Here is a 21,480-nt window from a genome sequence, read left to right as displayed (position 1 = left end):
TGTCCTTTGGTTGAAACTTCTCAGGTATCTTCAAATTAGTGCCGATATTGCTGCTCGTCATGGCTTTGAAATTATTCTCAAACCCATTCCCACTTAACTCTTTTAGGAATGGTGCAAGATCTCAGTTAATGTTTTGTTTCCAGCCGCATCACTTGCGCTCGGCTGGCTATTATACTTTCGTTATCCAGTTCTATACAATGGATTTGTATGGTGGTTATTTTTCCTCGTCCCGTTTCTACGCAGGATTTGTGATTGGCGAATAGGAGCTTTTACAGAGTCAAGTAGTAGCTATATTCTCTTAGCTCCCTTTTTGGCAATTTTAGTATGCGCCCATTCATTACACTTTAATCTCTCCAAGACCCGCGAACAAGGCACTATGCCTTTTGTATTAGCGATCGCTGCTGTTATTTATGGCTACGTGATTGCCATGATTCATAGTCAGATCCCGATAGTTTCTGTAGGAAGTATAGAAGCTATAATTCCACTAAGCCCTATAAGAGCTACGGTTGCACTACTTGAGTGGATATCGCCATTGCTATTTGGTTATCATTTACTAGTTAATTGGGAACGATATCCAGCCTATAGTCAAAACGTGAAGCGTGTCTTCTTATGGGGAGTTTTAATTATGGGCATATATGGGATTTATCAATTTCTCGTTGCTCCTGAGTGGGATCGGCTTTGGATGACTGGTTCTGGTATGGTTAGTAGTGCTGGTAGCCCAGTACCATTTGGAATGAGAGTATGGAGTACCATGAATTCGCAGGGGCCTTTTGGGGATTATATGGTTACAGGACTGTTGTTACTACTGGGTTGTCAAGGGAGCCTCGTGGCTCCAGCGGCAGGTGTAGGTGCTTTATCATTACTACTCAGTCTAGTAAGAGCGGCTTGGATAGGATGGTTTTTGGGAATGATTTCACTAGTATTATCTTTAACACCTAAGCAGAAATTCCGAATAGCTTTAACACTGATAATTTTAACTGCAATAATAATTCCCTTAACTACTATAGAACCATTCTCTCAGGCTATTGGACCTCGCTTAGCTACTCTATCTAATTTGCAAGACGATGGAAGTTCCCAAGTTCGTCAAGCTACTTACGCGATTTTAATTAATGATGCTTTGGGTAAAGTTACTGGAGAGGGCATTGGAAGCTTTGATACAGATAGCGCCATACTTGTGCTATTTTTCAATTTAGGATGGATTGGGGTAATTCCTTATATGGGTGGTCTTATATTTGCAAGTCTTCTTGTCTTTACCAGCAAAACTAAGAATAACAACGATATTTTTATTCCCATAACTCGCGGAATATTGATAAAGTCACTCATGTTTCTTCTAGCCAGTCCTACGATGAGAGGGGCGCATGGAGTAATATTGTGGGGTTTTCTAGGTTTAGGATTGGCAGGACAGAAGTATTATCAAAATTATTATCAGCAGCAAATGCTGTCCTTAATCTCGCATAAGTCTAAATAATATAGCAATCCTAAATAGGTTGTAAGAGTGCGCCCCTTTGGGGCGCACTCTTACAACCCTCAAAATCTTACATATATATACATAGGTTTGTTTCCCTATCTTCGGTGGGCTAACAAACCTATGTACCTCGCTTGCTTGAAAAGCGCTATAAGTAATAAAAGAGATAAGTAGTTGGACATAATTAATTGCAAATCCAAACCCTTAAACCTGTCCCCTGCGGGGGACTAGTCTAAGGGTTTAGTTAGAGTTTATTTTGTACGAGTACTTGTACCCGAAGTCATGAAATACTCTTTGAACAATACTTTGAGAAACAAGTTAAAGTAAAATAAAATTATTATGAAAATCTGTATTATTACATCTAATGTTAGGCTAGGAGATGGGCAAGCAAGGGTAAATTATGAAATTGTTAAAACTGCTATCCAAAGAAAACATAACGTTACCTTAGTAGTTAGACAAGTTGCCCCTGAACTCAAAGATAACGAATTGATTAAATGTATTTATTTCCCTTTAAGAAATATCCCATCTGAATTGCTGCGGGGAATCGTATTTACTCGTTTAAGTGACAATTGGTTGATGAAACATGCTCATGAATTTGATATTGTCATGTCTTGTGGAGCCGTAACTTCCAAAGACACAGATATCAATGTTGTCCATTTTGTCCATAGTGCATGGTTAAATTCTCCATTTCATGTATCTCGAATGAGTAAAAACTTGTATGGAGTTTATCAGTGGCTCTATACATCAATTAATACCTTTTTGGAGAAACAAGCTTTCCAAAAATCAAAAATTCTGGTAGCAGTATCAGAGACTATAAAACAGGAATTGATTAACATTGGAATCAATGAAAATAAGATTAAAGTTGTTTTGAATGGTGTTGATATAGATGAATTTAAACCTATCTCTCAAGAACGTAATCAGTTTGGGCTGCCAGAAAATGTTGATCTGGCTCTATTCGTTGGCGAGTTTAAGACAAATCGTAAAAATTTAGATACTGTTTTGAAGGCTTTGGTGAATGTTCCGAGCTTGCATCTAGCCGTGGTAGGAAGTATCGAAGATAGTCCCTATCCGCAATTAGCTAAACAGTTGGAGTTGGAGGAGAGGGTTCACTTTTTGGGATATCGATCTGATATTGCCAAAATTATGCAAGCTGTTGATTTTTTTGTGTTTCCATCACGCTACGAGCCATTTGGGATGGTAGTTAGTGAAGCGATGGCATCTGGTTTGCCTGTGATTACTACGGCAGTTTCGGGAGTTGCCGCAATCATTACCCCTGAATGTGGGATCGTTTTGCCTGACTCAGAAGATATTTTGGCTTTGACTAATGCGATGATTCGTCTAACCAATAATTTTGAGCTGAGAAAGCAAATGGGGCAGGTAGCAAGAGCGATCGCCGAACAACATAGTTGGACAAGTAAAGCCACAACTTATCTTGATCTATTTGAAAGCTTTGCCAGTAAAAAGGTTTAAGACCAATTCACGAAAGTGTAGCAACACTCTCGTGAGTTAAGTAGATGGGCATAATTAATTACCAAACCCAAACCCTTAAAGTTGCGCCCCGCAGGGGCGCAACTTTAAGGGTTTGGGTAATTTATTCTGCATATAGCAGCGCAAGAGATAGCTAGGACAAATCAAAACCCAAAAGATGAGTGGCGGCGCTTCGTGCCTGCCGCCACTCATCTTTTGGGTTTTATGTCCTAACAAGAATGGCGATAGCTATAAAAGGATAAAATGGCTATGCCATTTTATCCTTTGGTATAAGATAAGCATGACTTGATATCATCCAAAAAAAGTTTTACCAACATCTTGTAAGAGAAAATTGTAAGAGCAAAGCACATGTCAAAAGTTCCCAAAGTTTTATGCCTGAATACTGGCGGAGAGGGGAGTCTTGATTCTAGACGATCAAGAAGCCTTGGCTCGAAATTGCAAGCCGAAGTTACTTATCACGATCTGAACCTTAAAGTAGGTAAGATCGCAGCTAGTCAGGAAGTTTGGCAGATCGTTTCTGCATCTAAATGGGATTTGATCTATCAAGAAGGTTCAGGAATTGCGGGTGGTATCAATCTGATCAGGGCAGCAAAATCTTGGCAACAGCCCTATGTGATCTCTACTGGTGATCCGATAGGTGGTTTCTTTCGGGTGACTAAGGGATTGTTGATCGGTAATATGATGGAAATATATGAGCGATCGCTTTACAAGAATTGCACTGCTTTTCTGGGGTGGACTCCTTATTTGACAGGGGCGGCGATTAAACTTGGGGCAAAGCGAGCAATTACCATTGAAGGAGGAGCGGACTTTGAGTTGTTTCAGCCCAAATCAGCTGCTGAGCGCCTTAGTTTTCGCCAAAAGTTTGGTGTTCCTGAACATCATTTAGTCTGTGGCGTGGTGGGTAGTTTGTTATGGAATAATCGTCAGTCCTACAGCTATGGCTATGAATTGATTGAAGCTTTGAAATTGGTCAAACGTGATGATATTACGGTTTTAATCGTAGGAGATGGAAGTGCAAAAGAACGGCTTCAGTCTCTAGTTCCAGAAGCTCTGCGATCGCGGGTTATCTTTACGGGAAGATTGCCTCAAATGGAAGTTGTGGAGGCGATGAATGTGATGAACATTGGATTTGTGACCCAGACCCTTGATGAGTTAGGAAGTTTTCGATTGACCACGAAACTACCCGAATATCTAGCCTGTGGTGTACCTGTTGCCATGAGTCCTATTCCCGGGTTTTATGATTATGCCGCTTCTGCAGGTTGGGCTTTACCCGCATATCATCCCGCGAGTAAAGAGTTTCATATTCGTTGTGCGCGATGGTTAGACAATTTACAATGGCAAGAGCTTGAGGCTAAGGCAAAAATTGCCCCAGAGGTCGCAAAAAAACATTTTGACTACGATGTCATCAGCGATCGCTTTGCGGATTTTATGCATGAGCTATTGGAGATAGAAGGACATAAAAAACAATGAAAATCTCTGTAGTAGTTCCGACTTATCAACGTCCGTCAGACTTAGCCCGTTGCTTAGCTGCTCTCAAAACCCAAATTCGCCCTGTCGATGAACTGTGGGTAATTGTGCGTGATACCGATCGCCAAACTTGGCAATTCTTAGAAACTTATGATCGTGCAGCTTTGCCTTTACATACAGCCACAGTGACAGCCTCTGGAGTGATTGCGGCGATGAATATCGGTCTGGAGTCTGCGACTGGTGATATTGTGGCTTTTACCGATGATGATGCTGCCCCACATCCTGATTGGCTAGAGAAAATGGAAGCTTATTATTTGGCAGATGAGAAAGTTGGTGGTGTTGGTGGACGTGATTGGGTCTATCACGGTACAAAATTGGAGGATGGCTCTCAGCCTGTAGTGGGCAAATTGCAATGGTTTGGGCGCTTGATTGGCAATCACCATATTGGCATTGGCACAGGACGCGAAGTGGATGTGCTGAAGGGTGTGAATATGAGTTTTCGGCGTGAGGCGATCGCGGATTTACGCTTCGATCAAAGAATGCGCGGATCGGGCGCACAGGTGCATTTTGAAGTAGTTTTCTCCTTGACTTTGAGACAGCAGGGATGGAAATTAATTTACGATCCGCTAATTGCCGTAGATCACTTTCCTGCACAGCGTTTTGACGAGGATCAGCGCAATTCTTTTAATGCTCAAGCTTCGATTAATGCGGTGCATAATGAGACGGTGGCTCTATTAGGATACTTGTCCCCTTCACAAAAATTGGTGTTTGCTATCTGGGCGATCGCGATCGGCACATCAGAAGCCTTTGGTTTATTGCAAGCCCTAAGATTTTTACCCAAAGATGGGAATGTGGCGAGACAAAAACTATGGGCTTGTTGGCTTGGGCGTTGGCAAGGATGGCAGACTTACAGGCTCAGTAAATAATTAAGGTTAAGCCATTCTTGTTGTGAGGTGGCGCGAAGCGCCGCCTCGCAACATCTAAAAAGAACGAAAATATGGATAACCTTTGGGTACGCCCAATTCCTTGTCTAATTCAAAGTTGATAATGCCCCAGCGTGGTTCTTGCTCTTCTGGAGGGCTAAATTCTACGGTTAAGCCATACAAACTTTGAACATTGGAAATAATAGATGTATTTTCAAGATAAGGTTTAACTAAATCCATATAACGGAGAGCAATAGTAACTTTAATTGCTCGATAGCCTTGGGTATAGAGCCGATCAATGCTTTCATGAATTTCAAAGCGAATCCCGTCGGGGTGAGTATGTTGGCGATACCATTCATCGTTCCATAGTCGCCACTGGCGATCGGATTGCAGATGGACTAAATCTTTGCAATTGGGCTGAACTTCAAAAGCACCATGACGCGGACAAAGATAGGTGTCAGTCAAAATCAAGGCAGGAATAACTTGCCGACAATGGGGACATTTAATTTCAGAACCAAAAATCGGATATTGCTGCACTGAGGTGACTATCCTCATGATTTATATAAATGGATGAAATCCTTAATCCTGATCTTAACATGCTCATACTATAGCAATCCAAAATGATTTGGGAGAGTTCATCCTGAAGGGATGAACTCTCCCAAATCATTTTTCTATGTGGCTTTAAGGATGATTAGTAAAGTCAAACCCAAAAACAAACCCAGAATCAAAGATGGTGCATCATTTAGCAGTTTCATTGATCTTTTAGGACAAGAATTACTGTTTATGGTTCAGATAACACACTCTAAAAATCTGGAACCCATTACAATTTTAAAAATAAGTTCTAAAATCGTCAAATAAGTCAGGTTAGGATGGCAAAAGCCAACCCAAAAGCCCAGTGGGGATCAGTTATAAGCCGTGCAAACCACGCAGAAAAATATTTGCGGTGGTTCGTAGATTTTTGTCCTGTCCCGATCGCTATGTTTGATAGCAATCTAGACTACATATTAGTAAGTCAACCTTGGGTCAAAATGCTAGGCATTCCACGCCTGAAGCTAATTGGCACAAATCTCTATGAATCATTACCGATCGCGATCGCCCATAGACATGGACTAGAACGCTGCTTAAGCGGCGGACAGATGCATTACACCGCAGAAATTGCGATAGCGATTCGGGGCGAATTGACAAACAATTTTCAGTGGGATGTGCAACCTTGGTACACCGATGATGGGTCGGCGGGTGGAATTATTGTCGCTAGCCATGCTCTAGCTGATCCTCAGGCAGAACTGTTGAAGAGTCAGCTTGCCGAAGAAATTGCTGAACGTCAATATTTAGAAGATGCTTTTACGAAAATTGGTACAGCGATTGAAAGTGCCAATGATGCCATCTGCATTACTGATGGGTCAGGAAACCCGACTTATATCAATCTTGCCTTTAGTGACCTATTTACCTATAGTCTATCGGCTCTCCAGAAATCGAATTTGCAAACTCTATTTACGGATGGGCAAACTGCTAAGGTGATCCATGCGGCGGTGATGCGTGGTGGAACTTGGACAAGTGAACTGGAAATGCTCGATCGCAATCATCAGCGTATTCCTATATCCATAAGGGTTAATCCAGTCAAAAGTCCATCGGGTGAAGTGGTTGGGACAACTTATATTTGTACAAACATCCGCGATCGCAAAGCTGCTGAAGCCGAGATTAACAAGAGTTTTGCGGCGCTTGGCGCAACCCTTGAAGCTACAGCCGATGGCATTTTGGTACTAGATGCGATCGGCAATATTATTATTTGCAATCAAAAATTTGTGGATCTTTGGCGGATTCCCGATCGCATTTTTCGCTCCCATGATGACTCACATATTCTCCAATATGTAACTAAGCGAATTAGATCGGCAAAATATTTGCAGAACTTTGGCAAAGGACTCAGTGCTGACCAGAATAGCTTTGAGATTGTCGAGTTAGATGATGGCAGAACTCTCGAATGCTATTCGCAACCACAAAATGTTTTGGATAGTTGTTCAGGTCGAGTTTGGAGTTTGCGCGACATTACCGAAAGACTTGCGGCTGAAGCTCTAGTCCGTGCATCTGAAGAAAAATATCGATTGCAAGCTGAAAAGCTCGAACATGCTTTGCAAGAGCTAAAAAGTACACAGTCACAATTGATTCAGGCTGAGAAAATGTCGGGCTTAGGACAACTGGTAGCGGGAATAGCCCATGAAATCAACAATCCTGTGAATTTTATATATGGAAATCTCTCCTATGCTGACACCTATACCGCTGAGTTATTAAGTCTTGTCGAAACTTACCGCACTCACTATCCAGAAACCGTTGAAGCAGTGCAGACCAAGCTAGAAGAAATAGATATTGATTTTCTCGCTAGTGATTTTGTGAAGTTGGTCGGTTCAATTCGGATTGGAGCCGAAAGAATTCACAAGATAGTGCAATCACTAAATAAATTTTCGCGCAGTGATGAAGAAGGAAGTAAATCTGTCGATATCCATGAGGGAATTGATAGCACTTTGATGATTTTGCAAAGTCGCCTCAAGGCTACGCCGCATCGTCCTGAGATTCAGATTGAAAAAAATTATGCAAATCTACCTGAAGTGGAATGCTATGCAGGGCAGTTAAATCAGGTGTTTATGAATTTGCTGACTAATGCGATCGATGCCCTTGAGGAAGATGCTCAAGCCAATGGAATTTGGCATGTCTTAAATGAGAAACCTCAATGGATTAGGAAGGATGGCAAAGTTTCTAAAATCTTGATTCAAACAGAAATTCTTAATGATACACAAATCACGGATACGCAGAGAGGCGATCGCTTGATCATTAAAATTTCTGACAATGGCAATGGCATTCCCGATGAGTTACGCAATCGCTTGTTTGATTTGTTTTTCACTACTAAGCCTGTGGGGAAAGGTACAGGTTTAGGGCTATCGATCGCCTATCAAATCATCACGGAAAATCATGGCGGTAAGCTGTCCTTTAGTTCTGCAGTGGGCAAAGGCACAGAATTTACGATTGAGATTCCTTTAAGTCAAACAAGATAATAGCCAAAAACTCAAGTGGAACGATGAGAATGGGGCTTGGAGACCAAGCCCCTACAACCAATATGTAGGGATTTGGTCTCCAAATCCTCTTTTAACGTGAGTATTCTGTAGTTTACTTCAGTGGACTTGAGCTTTTAGCCAAGAACTTGAGTTCTTGGCTCATTTTCGTAAGCTCTATATCTTTGAGATATACTTCTGTACAAAATGACGTGACAAAAAATATGCGATCGCAATGGGAATGTTTATTGCAAAACCTTGGCTGTTGGCAGGGTTCATTTACGCGATTATCGACAAAGGGTGAAATATTAGAAGATATTCCCAGCGAAACTAGTCTGGAACTTAAAGCCGACAATCAAACAATTCGTCAGGTTGTGCGTCGCTTTTATGACGGTCAGCCACAGGATTTGGTTTTGGAATATCGCTCTCTCAATAAAAGTACAACTTTTTTTGAGAATGGCGCTTTTTCTCAAGGATCATTGCAATTTGCACCCTACACAGAATTTGGGGCAGAGTTGGGCTTGATTTATGGCGATCGCCGATTGCGTCTGGTTACTCTCTATGACAAAGCTAGCCAACTTGATCGCCTTACCTTCATTCGTGAACATTTACCCAATAGCACCACACCCGAACGTCAAACTTTGACCCTAAATGATTTGTTAGGCAAATGGGAAGGTGAGGCAATTACGATCGCTGCTGATTGGCTAGAACCAGAAGTCATATCAACAGTTACTGAATGGCAACAGGAAGGCGATCACGTGATCATGTCTTTACAAATGCAAACACCACAAATGCAAACACCAATTAGCACAAAGACGATTACCTCGATAGCGAAGATTGATCCACATAATCCCCAAATCCTCAACTTTGATCAGGATACTTTGCCCATCCAAACCTTGTTTTTACCAGATGGTGCGTCAATAACTTGTCCTGTGGAGATCGCTACTCGTCAGCCATTTCGACTGTCTCTATCATGGCTAATAGAGCCGAACCTTCACCAACGCATGATTCGCACCTACGCCCCTAAAGGGGGCTGGACTAGCCTCACCTTAGTGACTGAGCGCAAATTGGGGTAGTCTGAGTAATGATTTACTTAGCAAATCATTACTCTCTATACAAAATTATATGGCAGATACCAGTTGCAAAAGCTTCTAGCCCCAATCCCCAATTACCAATTACCAATCCTTATGACATTACCTCCAATCATTGAGCAAATGCTCTCGCCTGACTTTTACGAACACCCTGTTACTAAGTCGATTCAGCTTCTGCAAACCCATATTTCTTTTGTGCTACTCACAGGCTCCTATGCTTACAAAGTCAAGAAACCAATGAACTTTGGCTTCTTAGATTTCTCTACATTAGAAAAGCGCAAATATTTCAGTGAAGAAGAACTGCGGCTGAACCGTCGTCTAGCTCCTGACCTATATCTTTCAGTTTTGCCAATTATCGAAACAGATGGGAAATACCATTTTGATAAGGCTGGGACTGGAACACCTGTGGAATATGCGATCGCCATGCCAGAGTTTTCGCAAGAGGATCTACTGATTGAGATGTTTGCTTCGGGCAGGCTGACGGTTGATCATGTGAAACAGATTGGTGAACAGTTGGCGGTATTCCATCAGAATGCACTAACCAATGACCATATCAACAGCTTCGGTACAATGGAAGCAGTTCGGGCAGTGGCAAATGATAACTATGCCTCTACTGAAAAATATGTTGACATTGCTCAAACTGAGGAGCAGCTTGCTCAAACCCGCGCCTATACAGATAACTTCTTCGCCAAGAATGCTGACCTATTTAGCGATCGCATTGCCAAGGGCAAAGTCCGTGAATGTCATGGCGATGTCCATTTAAAAAATATTTGTCTCTATCAAGATCAGATCCAGATTTTTGACTGTATCGAATTTAATGAGCCATTCCGCAATAGTGATGTGCTTTATGATGCTGCATTCCTATTAATGGATTTGCAATTTCGCGGCAGAAGCGATCTTGCAAATATCTTTTTGAATACTTACCTAGAGCGCACTGGCGATTATGAAGGAGCCGTGCTGTTACCGCTCCATTGCAGTATGCGTGCTTACATTCGCGCTAAGGTAACATCATTCTTGCTCGACGATCCGAATATTCCTGCGGATGTGAAAGCGAATGCTCAAACGGAAGCTTCAGCATATTACAAACTAGCTTGGGAATATACGCAACCCAAACAGGGCAAGTTGATCATCATGTCGGGTGTATCTGGTTCTGGCAAAAGCACAACGGCAAAAGCGATCGCCTCTGAGCAAGATGCCATTTATTTGCGATCGGATGCAATTCGTAAGCAGATTGCAGGTATTGGGTTAATGGAACGGGGCAGTGATGACATTTACACACCAGAGATGACGGCGAAAACCTATACCAGATTGGCGGAGTTAGGTGCTTTGTTAGCTAGCAAAGGCTTTACTGTCATTCTGGATGCGAAGTACGATCGCATTAGTCTACGTAGTCAAGCGATCGCTGCTGCTCAAACCCAAAACATCCCTGTCGAAATCGCTTACTGCACTGCTCCAGAGGAAGTTTTGCAGCAACGTTTACGCGATCGCTCTGCTGCTAATAATGACATCGCTGATGCGACAGTTGAGCTATTAGCCAGTCAGCAAGCTGCCTTTGAAGATTTCACTGCTGAGGAGTTGGTCTTAGTGAAGAAAAGTTAGTTAAGTTCACACAATTAAGATGTATATGCTGTAGGGGCTTAGCATTCCCAACACAATCTATAAAATTCTTAGATCATTTTGATTTGGGAATGCTAAGCCCAAAACCTCACAACGCAGGGGCAATTTGTCTGTGAAAGCATAGAGGGCATAGCATTTGCGGATCGAGGTTGCTGTGATAAGTTTAAAATTGTGGCGCAAATGCTTTGCCCCTACGGACGCAATAAATCCTCTAATATATAAACACTAACCTTTCATTAAAAATGTTATGTCCGATCGCCTGAAATTTTTCCGCAGGCTGATGTCAGCTTTTGAAGGTACTTCTAATCCTCAACGCGCTGTTGAACGAGGATTTTACGTCAATCTGCCAAATAATCCTGTGGCAGTGATTACAGCTAAAATTGCGCTCCGCCCCTCTTCGGCTCATTTGTTGTTTGGTGGTATTGGATCGGGAAAAACAACGCAGTTACTATTAACACAACAGGCTTTAAATGAATTGGAAGACATTAAAGCTATTTATGTTGATGTTAGTCTTGTTACCGATATTTCCGATCTTAAGTCTGGTGCTCTAATAGTGATCGCAGGACTTGAATTACTAAAAATCTTGGGTGATATTGAGGAAAGCAAATTAAAAAGTTGCAAAAAGATAATTGAAAATGCGGCTTATGGTTACAATGAGATAAAAATTCTTCCATCTTTGAGCGAAAGCCTTAATGCCTCTTCAGCTATATTCCGGGCGATATCTTCTTCAAGAGAAATAGTTACAAATCATAAAGGATTACTCTCTACTGAAAAGCAGGAAAATAAAGATCTAGTTTTACGAGCTTTTTCTGCCCTATATAAAGCTACTCAAGAAAAAATAGGACGCAAAATTATTTTCCTTTTTGATGGCTTAGACCGATTGAGTGACTCACAAGTTTTTATTGATGCCACTTTAAACGATATAGTTGAAATTAAAAATGCTGGGGGTGGTTCGGTTTTAGTTGGATCTGTTGTAACGATTTATAAGAAGAGAGAAAATATTACAAGTTTCGATAGTTCATCCTACTACTTGTCCTATCTTGATGTTTTTGAAAGTGTTGAAGTACAGGATTTCTTTGCAGATGTCATAAAAGTGAGAGATGTTGAAAATCTTATTAACCCAGATGTAAGACAATTTTTGACCTTCAAATCTGGTGGAGTCCTACGAGATTTGATGTCTCTTTGCCAAGCTTCAATTGAGGAGGCATACATGGATGGTTCAGATAAGATTACAGAAAAACACGCAAACCAAGCAGCTTTATCTCTAGCACGGTCAAAAATAATTGGATTAACAGAATCTAATGTAAATATTCTTCGGCAAGTCCTGACTGGAGAAAATTTCTTTCCGCGTACAAGTGAAGATTTTGAACTGTTGCTGACAGGGCATATCTTGGAGTATAGACATCCACGACAACGGTTTGTTGTTCACCCGATATTAGCTCCAATAATCGAAAATATGGTTGCGAGTGTGGCTAATGGATAATTTATTATCTTTTTTAGATGTGAATAATAAACTATCTTCTATAGATGAGTTATTGCAAAAAATTGGAGCGCGACCAGATGGAAATATCTGGATGGTTCTTGTTGTTGATATTGATGATATGCAATCGATAATTACAGATTTGCAAGATACTATCGAAATTTTTAGTGAATGTAGTACGGTTACTATATCTGGTGAGTCTGGAGCAAGAGCTTTAATTAACCAGATTAGTGAAGCATCAGAAGAATATTTTTTGCTATGGCAATTAGATACTTGGGATAATAGCGAATGGAAAATTTTTGATGCTTTGAGAAGTCGATTAGATAAAGGTAATAAAGGAGGATTACTTGTACTTTCTGAGCAAGCTAATGATTTAATGATACATAACGCTCCTAACTTTGTAAGTTGGTTAGGTGCAAGAATATATTATCTAAAAAAAGATGCAGAAATACTAAGTGATGAAGAATGCGATCGCCGCCTAGCAGCACTACAAGAATGGACAGGTAAAACTAATGACGAAGTGATTGCTTTAGCTGAAAATCGTCAACTTCCGACCGATCCAGAGTATGGGGAGTGGCTAATTTTACTTAATCGAGGTGACTTGCTTGAGCGACAAAAGTAATTGGCAAAAGATATGTGTTGAAATTCAAGAACGCTCTCTAAGCAACACATACCTTGAAATAAAAAATGCAACTTCTTTATGGGCAGAAATTTTAAAATGCTTAACAACTGCCAGTGATGAAAAGATTTTAAATGCCAAGCAAGATGAAATTCGTAAGTTGCTTAAAAAAGGTGCATCATCTCAAATTGGTAAAAAAGGCTATACAGAAATTATGGGTGGAGGCAAAAATTTCAATCGCACTCAGGATATTCCCCATTTTAAACTTCACAATGGCTGCTGGTTCGATTTCGCAATCACTATCGATGAAACTTGCAAACCTGCTCGAATTATAGGATTTGATTTTGAAATAAGGTTCCCTCAAAAAGAGGGAGAGAATAAAGTTCCTTTTCTAAGAATTGATCTGAATCTGCCAGATCATAACAACGATGAGCGAAATATACGTTTTCATCTTCATCCCAACAATGACGACATCATGATTCATAGTCCACCGATGTCGCCTCTCGAAATTCTCCATATGTTTTTGTATGGCATGAATATCCGTGACAAGCCTCGTACGTCATGAGCTTTGTTCCTACCCAAAACCTTTGTAATTGCAATATATCGCATTCTCACACAACAAAAATATGGAAGAACTTTTGACGTTAAGGGAATTGCTAATTAAAGGCGATATGTCTGGAGCTTTGGCAATAGTTGACGAACTAGAAGAAATGAGTAGAGACGATAAAATCAACAATATCCGTAGCTATGCCGTAGTTTTGCTTATGCACCTAATCAAACAGCAAGCCGAAAATCGCACCACCAGATCTTGGGATCTGTCAATTCGTAACTCTATTCGCAGTATTCAAACTAAAAATAAACGACGTAAAGCAGGCGGTACATATCTAAATACCGATGAGTTACGCCTAGCCATTTTAGAAGCCTACCCAGAAGCACTCGATCGCGCTGCCGCAGAAGTTGAAGAAGGGCTACATACCCTAAAAGAATTAGCAAAATTAGTTAACCGTGACGAAATCAGCGATCGCGCCATTATCTTAATCTCAACGAACCTAGAAGAGTAGGGAAGGAGTAAATCTACCTAATCTTCTGTATTTACAGAACTTTGACGACATTGAAATGCTCTTGCGATCGCAGGAACGAGCAGAATTAAGATGGAGATCGCACTCCCAAGCCCAATATATGGATTTAGCGTGATATTGGGCAATCATTTTCTGGAAATATTGGGAATTCGTAAAATCGACTTTTTGAAATCAGATCGGGGTCTTCTCCGTCCTGATAGCTATTTTGGACTACCCAGTTATGAGCTAGAAAGAGGCAAGATGAGACGACTGAGAATGCGATTATCTTCTAATTGATAGAGAGATAGTTCACCACCAGCCTCTATCATAAGACTCTGGCAAATCGCAAGATGTAATCCGGGGGGTTGATCTAATAGCGAAGGTGATAGGGGATCGATCGCTCGACCTTGATGCAACTCTTGCAATAAAGACGCATCAACCACACCGTAGTCAGTAATCGAAAGCTCTAAAAGCTTTTCGTCAATCTGACGACACCAAAGATCGATGCGACCGCCAACCTCCGATCGCCCACAGGCAAATAACAACAACTCATTTAAAATCATTTCCATCTTGGCGATGTCACCACCCACAACCACATTGGCTTGGTTATGTACCTGCGACCAGATCTGACGTTGTTTTACTAACGAATCAACGCGCTCTAAGGCCCGTTTGAGCATACCCGCAAGGGGAGCAGTCTCATAGTTGGGGCGTAAGCGCCATTGCTCCTTACGGATAATTTGTGGGAGTGGCGATAGAGAACCCTGCAATTGTTTGAGAGAACTTTGTAGCGTAATGTTATTGATGCCACCAGTGCCATTTGCCCTAGCATCTGAATCTAATAAACGCTGTACTCCTGTACTAACAGTGCGATAGATATCTTCTAAACGACGGTGCTTGTACCAATTAAGCCGTTCCAACTCTTGACGATTGTGCTTAAGGTGATCGACTAGTAAGAGATGGCGGCGAGACCAAGCTAGCTGATTTGCCAACATATTAAATGCTTGCAATTGGCGATCGACCCAGCGTCGTCCTACGCGATCGGCCACCAAAATCATCCCTGTAGGTTGGTGATCAGGAGTTGTGCGTAATGCAGTCACCATTAAATGTCCAAGGGCAGGCGCATTTAGCCAAGCCTTAGTCTGTTCTGGTAAATCGTGAATACTTAGCGGTAGAATGCCCTCGCTCTGGATCGCCCACTGAGCAAGAGGATCTTCTTCGATCGCCAGCAGAGTTTCGCTAATTGTGAGTTGATATTCGTCGCGGCTAGCAAATACCGAAGCAATTTGTCCACCTTGCCGCCCCGGGAGCCATACTACTAGTACAGCCAGAGGTGATTGGGTAACCTGAGCCATTAACTGTGTAGCTGTATGGTGCAGCTTCTCAAGAGCATTGCATTGTTGAAGGGCAACCAAACCAAACTGAACCGCCTGATGCGACTTTTGACGTTCATCGGACAAGCGCTGCAATTCATTTTGGTGAACGATTAACCCAATCTGTTGAGCAACTGCTTGCACCATCTCCCGCTCTGGTCGTGACCATGTACGTGGTGCTTCGTGAGCCACGGCAAGAATACCTTCGAGGGACTTCCCCATTGAAGTACTACTGACAATCATCGATCGCACATCTAGATCAAGTAGGGGAGTTCGCCATGAGAGAAATTTAAAATCACTATCCAGATTCTCGACGGTTGCTGCATCAGGAGACTGCTCCATCATCTGCACATCCACAGGGGCTAATCCTGGTAAGATCGTGGGAAGTGGGCGGCGATTTTTAGGATGGTACTGAAAATCAATCTTAAATACATCATTGTCTTTGTCATAGGTCGCCACCCAAAAGCGCTCTAGCCCTAGACGCTGACAAAGCTGCTCCGCAGCTTGATCGAGGGCGCTCTGCCAATCGTTATCTGAATAGATCGCCCTTGCAATGCCTGCGGTGAGAATTTGATCGGAAGCAATGCGGTCAAGAGTTACTTCCATTTCTTCTAGGGGTGCAGTAATGGCAGCTAGTTGGGCTGCACCGCGCACAAAATTACGCTCATCATCTGTCCATAGACGGGGTTCATCACCTTCGACTGACAAAAAGCCTAAGAGTTCTGATTGAAAAAATATCGGCGCAATAATAATCGAAACAGCCCCAAATTGTTCCATGACCCGATTACTTACTTCGCCTTTGGTCATAGATTTAGCATCAACTACCACTACTACCTGATCTTTAGATAAGGCTTGATACAGGGTAGGGGCATTTTGGACAGTTACTCCCGCCGTATTGTCAACAGCTTGCTTAGATTTGGGACCTGGTTGACGATTGGCAACTCGCCTCCAGAAATATTGGTGTTCGCGTTCAAACCAATAGATGCTGGTATGGTCGGGCATGACAAAGCTATGGGTTTCCTGCACAATCTCTTCAAGACGCTCGTTAAGGGCTGGGACATTGCGGATTTTTGAGAGGATTTGCAGTAACGGCTCGTCAGGACGCTTAGTGTTGTGATGATGCCACTCGTCGTTAAGACGGCTGAGCGTTGAGCCAAGACTACCTAGGACGACCGAGAGTCTGGCTCTTTCTTCGTTGCGCGGGGTAACATTCCATAGGTTCGAGCCTAAAAGGACTACGCCAAAACTGCGATCGCGGTGGTAGATCGGCCAAAGCAAAGTGCCTTGAATATCAAACTTTTGGGCTAACTTTTGCCATTCGCCACTGCGTTTCTCTTGACGCAAATCAGCGATCGGTACAGGCTTGCGTTGCAAAATCACCTGATCGAGTAGATCGCCTGCATTGAGATTAAATCTCTCTTTTAAAAATTTGATTTCTCCAGCAGGAGTTGTGCCACCTTTACCAGTAAGACGGTGGTTTTCTGCGTCATACAGCCCAATCCAGAGCAGTTTGTACTCAAAATTGTCTCGAAGATAATCGAGGGTTGCAGTCAATAGGTTGTCAATACTGTCCTCATCACGCAAGAACTGCATGATTCGCCCAAGGTTAACAAATTGGCGATCCCATGGGTTAGCTCCTGCTTGACTCATATTTTTGCCCTGACGTTTTTAGACTTAGGTATGGTTAGAGCGACGTAGCGAAATAAAATAGAATTTCTAGAAATTTAAGATTATAAAAAGTATTACAACACAATCGTACAATCTTTAGCTTAGAAAGTCAGCAATGCGCCATAATTTTTATTGATTTTATGAACTTTTATAAGTATCCGTCCAAAATAAACTACTCAAACCCATAAAGTTGCGACCCTGCGAGTCGCAACTTTATGGGTTTGAGTTTGAGCGCAAAGCACTGTGTGTTCAAGTATTTATACCAAAACACAAAATGGCATAGCCATTTTGTGTTTTGGTATAAATACTTGCAGGGTTTGTGAATTGTCTGCGTTTATTTATTTTTCATCTAAGAACAGTTATTGTGGGCGCTTTGCGTCCACAATAACTGTTCTTAGATGGTTAATTCCCTATGAGCCACTCTAGCGATCGCTCACCTATTTGCAGGGGAATACTTACCGCTTTACCGAGGCGGGGGCGTTCTTTGGTCACTTCAATAAATTTTTGCACTTGCTCGACTACACCCCAGTCACTGAGATATGAGGCGATCACGTCCAAATGTTGGATAAATTCGGCTTCATTCATCGAAAAAGATTGTTGCTCTTGATAGCGCCACATTACTTGCAGGAAAATTTTACCCTGTGTTTTGCGTAATTGTACGTCATAGGAATAGTCCCATTTATTGGCGATCGACTGACGGAGTTCTGCACCTGTCATAATTTCTACATTTTTTACTTACAGTGCAAGGCTCTGTAACCCATTTTATCTCAATTTCTAAAAGTTATAGAACTGCGGTTATGGCATCTACTAGAGTTATGGTTTGATCGGGGTATCTTTTAGTAGCGGCGGTAAAGGTTTGTTCGAGTAAGGTAGTCATGGTGTTTTTCTCTTACTTTTATCAAGTGTAAAAGCTTTGATCACATTAGGCTCATATCGGGTTGCAGTTCTTGGAATCGTTGCTGAACTTTTGCGGCGATTTGTTCTCTTTGTTGGAGATAGGCTTCTACGGTTTCTTGATGGCGAAGGTAGTAGGCGATCGCGCTGTAAGTGTCGGATAGGGATAAGGTGGAGTATTGCTGCACAATAGTTTCGGGGGATGCTCCGTCTAGGAATGCTCTGATTACTAGTTCTAGAAGTACTCTAGTCTTGCCGATGCGGATTGCTCCTGTTTCTTCTTCTCGAAAGGGTGGTGCTTCGCGTTCTAAGACTATGCTCATGGGTTTATCTCCTATGGGAATTAATATCTAAAACAACTATTTAGTAAAAGTCTTCACCATCAAGGGCAGTTAGGGATGTTAGCTCTGGATCGTTGGTGTAGTCATCAACGGCAAGTAAGGCGGCGATTTTTAGCTGTTGGTTGATTTGAGTGCGGGTGGGTTTTGTTTGAGTTAGTAGTCTTTGTAGAAGTATTTCTGCTATTTGGAAGCAATCTTCTTGAGAAAGTTTGGGAATGGTTTGGAGGATTTCTGTAGTTGTAATCATGGTATTTTTCTCCTATTGTATCAAGGCTTGAAAGCGTAGATCGTGGCGGATGTTGTCAAAATCCGAGTCGGTCTTTGCCAGTTCGCGATACTTCTCAGAATCGAGTTGAATTGCTTTTTGCAGGTTCTCTAAGGCAAGTTCAATATTGTTTTTGAGAGAATAAGCACAAGCTTTGTTATACCACGCTAAATGATATTCAGAATTAAGCTGTAATGCTTTGTCGTAGGATAAAATAGCTTCCTCATATCTGTTTGAATTACCTAATGCAATGCCTCGGTTGTACCATGCTTCATAATAGTCAAATTTAATTTCTAGAGCTTTATCATAGGAATAGATTGCTTCAGTATATTTATTTAAATGAGCTAATGCCCAACCCCGATTAAGCCATGTTTGATATAGGTCAGAATTAATTTGCAAAGCAATGTCAAATGAATTGATAGATTCATAGTATTTATCTACATTAACTAGTGCAATGCCTCGGTTGTTTAATGCCTCAACTTTTTCAGGATTAATTGCTAAAGCGCTGTCAAAAGATTTAATTGCTTCTTCATGCCTACCCAAATTACCTAATGCAATACCTTGGTTATAATGTGCTTGGTCAAAACTAGGATTAATTTGTAAGGCATTTTCATAGGAAGAAATTGCCTCCTCATATCTGCCTAAATTGTCTAACGCAACGCCTCGGTTGTACCATAATTGGAAATCATCAGGTTTCAATTGCAATGCTTTATTAAATGAATCAATTGCTTCCTTATATCTACTTAACTTATCGCTTAACAAAGCACCTTGATTTTTCCATGATGAATGATCACTAGGGTTGATTTCTATCGCCTTCGTATAAGCAATCAGAGCCTCTTCATATCGACCTAATCTTTGAAGAGCAACACCTCGGCTGTACCATACACTTTGGTAGTCAGGCTTAATTTCTAATGCTCGCTCAAAAGAAATGAGCGCTTCTTCATACCTATCTACATTAATTAGTGCAATACCTCTTTCATACCATGATTGATGGAATCTTAGATTACTCTCTAAAGCTTTATCAAATGAGGCAATAGCTTCTTCATATCGACTCAACTCATTTAGAGCTAAGCCTCGGTTATACGAAGCATAGCTATAGTTGGGATTGATTTGCAAAGCCTTGTCGTATGATATAATTGCCTCTTCGTATCTGCCTACATATCCTAGTGCAACCCCTTGGTTATTCCAAGCTATATATCTTTTAGGTTTGAGTTCCACTGTTTTATTATGCGCTGCAAGCGATTCTTCATATCTACCTACTTTTCCTAATACAATACCTTGGTTAAACCATGCTGGGTAATAGTCTGAATTTATTTGTAATGCCCTATCATAAGCAGCAATAGCTTCTTCATACTTTCCAAGCTTTTCTAGTATCATTCCTCGACTAAGAAATGTTCCAGAATATGTAAAATCAATCAAAGGAAATTGCTTAATTATTTCAACTATTAACTCAAGCAAGTTCATTTCTCTGATGATTTCGTCATTACGAAGTTGCAATAAGCTAATTATTACTCTAACACTTATTAAACCAAACAAACCAGTCGCCAAGATATACCAAGGTATATCTTGACTAATAATGTGAGTTAACAAATCGATTAATCCTACGCTTGATGCCATAAGACCAAGTACTACATACCAAGGTAGATCTTGACTAATAATATGAGTTAACAAATCGATTAATCCTACACTTGATGCCATAAGACCAAGTAAATATGGCAAACTAAATCTTTCATTTTTTTGAACTTCAGGTCTTATTTGTGAATGTGATAATGCTAATCCTGTGTTAGTAAACGTGAAAATGCCAGTTCCCCAATCAAAAAAATCGGGCGCACGGCGAGTGATGTATTTAATTGCAAACGATGATAATAGAAACACAAAACAAATATGCCGAAATTTATCTCTAAAATTTTCGCGTTGCCAATTAAGATGATTGAGAATTGGTGGAATCTCATCTAGGTTGTAATAATCACCTTCTCCTCCATAACCAGAACGAATATATTCATCTAGAGATTTTTCTAAACCAACTACAAACAAAATATTGAGATTTTCTTGATTAGGAAAAGCTTGGACAAACTCAATTAAATTATCAATGGGTTCTTGAAGTTCTAAAATGCCAATTTGTTTTTGAGGTAAATCATCTCGCACCTTCTTGATCAGTTCCACACCACCAGCAGGCGAACAACGCACAAAAGCCAATCCAAAACCCTTCCGACGACGCAAAGAGCGCAACAGTGATTTGTACTCATCTTCAGGAGTACTGTCAACACTTTCATCAACTCTTTGGACTACACCTGACATAAACTTTAGATCCTAAATTTATCAAGTTCTTTAACCAATGGATGCACAGCATACCAACGCTTTAGCTTGTCATCCTGATCGCGATATCGATATTCCAACACGCAACGATTTGCCAACAAACGAGGATATTCCTTGTCATTCTCAGCATTAGGAATCTGATTAGTTGCATTAACCTCACTTAAAAGCTTCCATTGATGATCGAAAATTGCATTGAGATAATCTTCCTTTGCATCCTCAATCGCTCGATTTACTGCTTTTCTAGAAATTGGCTAAGTACAGGACAAAAATTTAATGGAGTTGAAGAAAGCCTCGGAATTGAGATGGATGTCAAAGATGATATGACGCAGAAAATCAAAACCAAGACGAAAAATGCTTTTAGGTAAGCGACCGTGCTT

The 21,480-nt window shown here is 41.2% G+C and carries 18 protein-coding genes; 11 read left to right on the top strand and 7 right to left on the bottom strand.

Features of this window, described 5'->3' with window-relative positions:
* The first annotated feature begins 310 nt into the window (after window positions 1–310).
* From VB775_RS09560 to VB775_RS09545, 4 genes are all read left to right on the top strand, one after another.
* The gene (locus tag VB775_RS09560; protein ID WP_323216745.1) at window positions 311–1,468 is read left to right on the top strand and encodes a hypothetical protein; all 1,158 of its coding nucleotides are present in this window, start codon (window positions 311–313) and stop codon (window positions 1,466–1,468) included.
* Window positions 1,469–1,804: 336 nt separating this feature from the next.
* Window positions 1,805–2,935, top strand: a complete 1,131-nt coding sequence (locus tag VB775_RS09555; protein WP_281008096.1) for a glycosyltransferase family 4 protein — start codon at window positions 1,805–1,807, stop codon at window positions 2,933–2,935.
* Between the two features lie 366 nt (window positions 2,936–3,301).
* A complete protein-coding gene (locus VB775_RS09550) occupies window positions 3,302–4,423 on the top strand; it encodes a glycosyltransferase (protein ID WP_281008095.1) in 1,122 nt (373 codons plus the stop codon).
* Window positions 4,420–5,346, top strand: coding sequence for a glycosyltransferase family 2 protein (locus VB775_RS09545; RefSeq protein ID WP_281008094.1), 927 nt, complete (start codon window positions 4,420–4,422; stop codon window positions 5,344–5,346). Before VB775_RS09550 ends, VB775_RS09545 begins: the two co-directional genes overlap by 4 nt.
* Window positions 5,347–5,400: 54 nt before the next feature.
* Here VB775_RS09545 and VB775_RS09540 read toward each other — a convergent pair whose 3' ends face one another.
* A complete protein-coding gene (locus tag VB775_RS09540; RefSeq protein ID WP_190575547.1) occupies window positions 5,401–5,898 on the bottom strand; it encodes a TIGR02652 family protein in 498 nt (165 codons plus the stop codon).
* Window positions 5,899–6,212: 314 nt separating this feature from the next.
* Here VB775_RS09540 and VB775_RS09535 point away from each other — a divergent pair, with 314 nt between their 5' ends.
* From VB775_RS09535 to VB775_RS09505, 7 genes are all read left to right on the top strand, one after another.
* Window positions 6,213–8,387, top strand: coding sequence for an ATP-binding protein (locus VB775_RS09535; RefSeq protein WP_281008093.1), 2,175 nt, complete (start codon window positions 6,213–6,215; stop codon window positions 8,385–8,387).
* Window positions 8,388–8,596: 209 nt separating this feature from the next.
* Entirely contained in the window at window positions 8,597–9,460 is an 864-nt protein-coding gene (locus VB775_RS09530; protein ID WP_323216744.1) for a DUF3598 family protein, read from the top strand.
* A gap of 111 nt (window positions 9,461–9,571) precedes the next feature.
* Window positions 9,572–11,074, top strand: coding sequence for an AAA family ATPase (locus VB775_RS09525; RefSeq protein WP_281008091.1), 1,503 nt, complete (start codon window positions 9,572–9,574; stop codon window positions 11,072–11,074).
* A 265-nt stretch (window positions 11,075–11,339) separates the two neighbouring features.
* A complete protein-coding gene (locus VB775_RS09520) occupies window positions 11,340–12,575 on the top strand; it encodes a hypothetical protein (RefSeq protein ID WP_281008090.1) in 1,236 nt (411 codons plus the stop codon).
* On the top strand, window positions 12,568–13,194 hold the full coding sequence (locus tag VB775_RS09515) for an ABC transporter permease (RefSeq protein WP_281008089.1): 627 nt from the start codon (window positions 12,568–12,570) through the stop codon (window positions 13,192–13,194). The genes VB775_RS09520 and VB775_RS09515 overlap by 8 nt, the downstream gene beginning before the upstream one ends.
* Complete coding sequence (locus VB775_RS09510) at window positions 13,178–13,756, top strand: hypothetical protein (protein ID WP_281008088.1); 579 nt, start codon at window positions 13,178–13,180, stop codon at window positions 13,754–13,756. Before VB775_RS09515 ends, VB775_RS09510 begins: the two co-directional genes overlap by 17 nt.
* Before the next feature lie 61 nt (window positions 13,757–13,817).
* Window positions 13,818–14,252 carry a DUF29 family protein gene (locus VB775_RS09505; protein ID WP_281008087.1) on the top strand — a complete coding sequence of 145 codons (435 nt, stop codon included), beginning with the start codon at window positions 13,818–13,820 and terminating at the stop codon, window positions 14,250–14,252.
* 17 nt (window positions 14,253–14,269) lie between these two features.
* Here the strand turns inward: VB775_RS09505 and VB775_RS09500 are convergent, their stop codons facing one another.
* From VB775_RS09500 to VB775_RS09475, 6 genes are all read right to left on the bottom strand, one after another.
* Window positions 14,270–14,395 (bottom strand): hypothetical protein, encoded by a 126-nt coding sequence (locus VB775_RS09500; RefSeq protein ID WP_281008086.1) that lies wholly within the window; start codon window positions 14,393–14,395, stop codon window positions 14,270–14,272.
* A gap of 93 nt (window positions 14,396–14,488) precedes the next feature.
* Window positions 14,489–17,269, bottom strand: a complete 2,781-nt coding sequence (locus VB775_RS09495) for a GAF domain-containing protein (protein ID WP_281008085.1) — start codon at window positions 17,267–17,269, stop codon at window positions 14,489–14,491.
* Between the two features lie 420 nt (window positions 17,270–17,689).
* Window positions 17,690–18,004, bottom strand: a complete 315-nt coding sequence (locus VB775_RS09490; RefSeq protein ID WP_281008084.1) for a DUF3067 family protein — start codon at window positions 18,002–18,004, stop codon at window positions 17,690–17,692.
* A 200-nt stretch (window positions 18,005–18,204) separates the two neighbouring features.
* Window positions 18,205–18,504, bottom strand: coding sequence for a DUF433 domain-containing protein (locus tag VB775_RS09485; RefSeq protein ID WP_281008083.1), 300 nt, complete (start codon window positions 18,502–18,504; stop codon window positions 18,205–18,207).
* Between the two features lie 40 nt (window positions 18,505–18,544).
* A complete protein-coding gene (locus VB775_RS09480) occupies window positions 18,545–18,769 on the bottom strand; it encodes a hypothetical protein (RefSeq protein ID WP_281008082.1) in 225 nt (74 codons plus the stop codon).
* Between the two features lie 12 nt (window positions 18,770–18,781).
* Window positions 18,782–21,085 (bottom strand): tetratricopeptide repeat protein, encoded by a 2,304-nt coding sequence (locus VB775_RS09475; RefSeq protein ID WP_281008081.1) that lies wholly within the window; start codon window positions 21,083–21,085, stop codon window positions 18,782–18,784.
* Window positions 21,086–21,480: the final 395 nt, after the last annotated feature.

The organism is Pseudanabaena sp. CCNP1317, from assembly GCF_034931345.1.
GTDB classification, from domain to species: Bacteria; Cyanobacteriota; Cyanobacteriia; order Pseudanabaenales; family Pseudanabaenaceae; genus Pseudanabaena; species Pseudanabaena galeata.
This window is presented reverse-complemented; position numbering and strand designations above follow the sequence as displayed.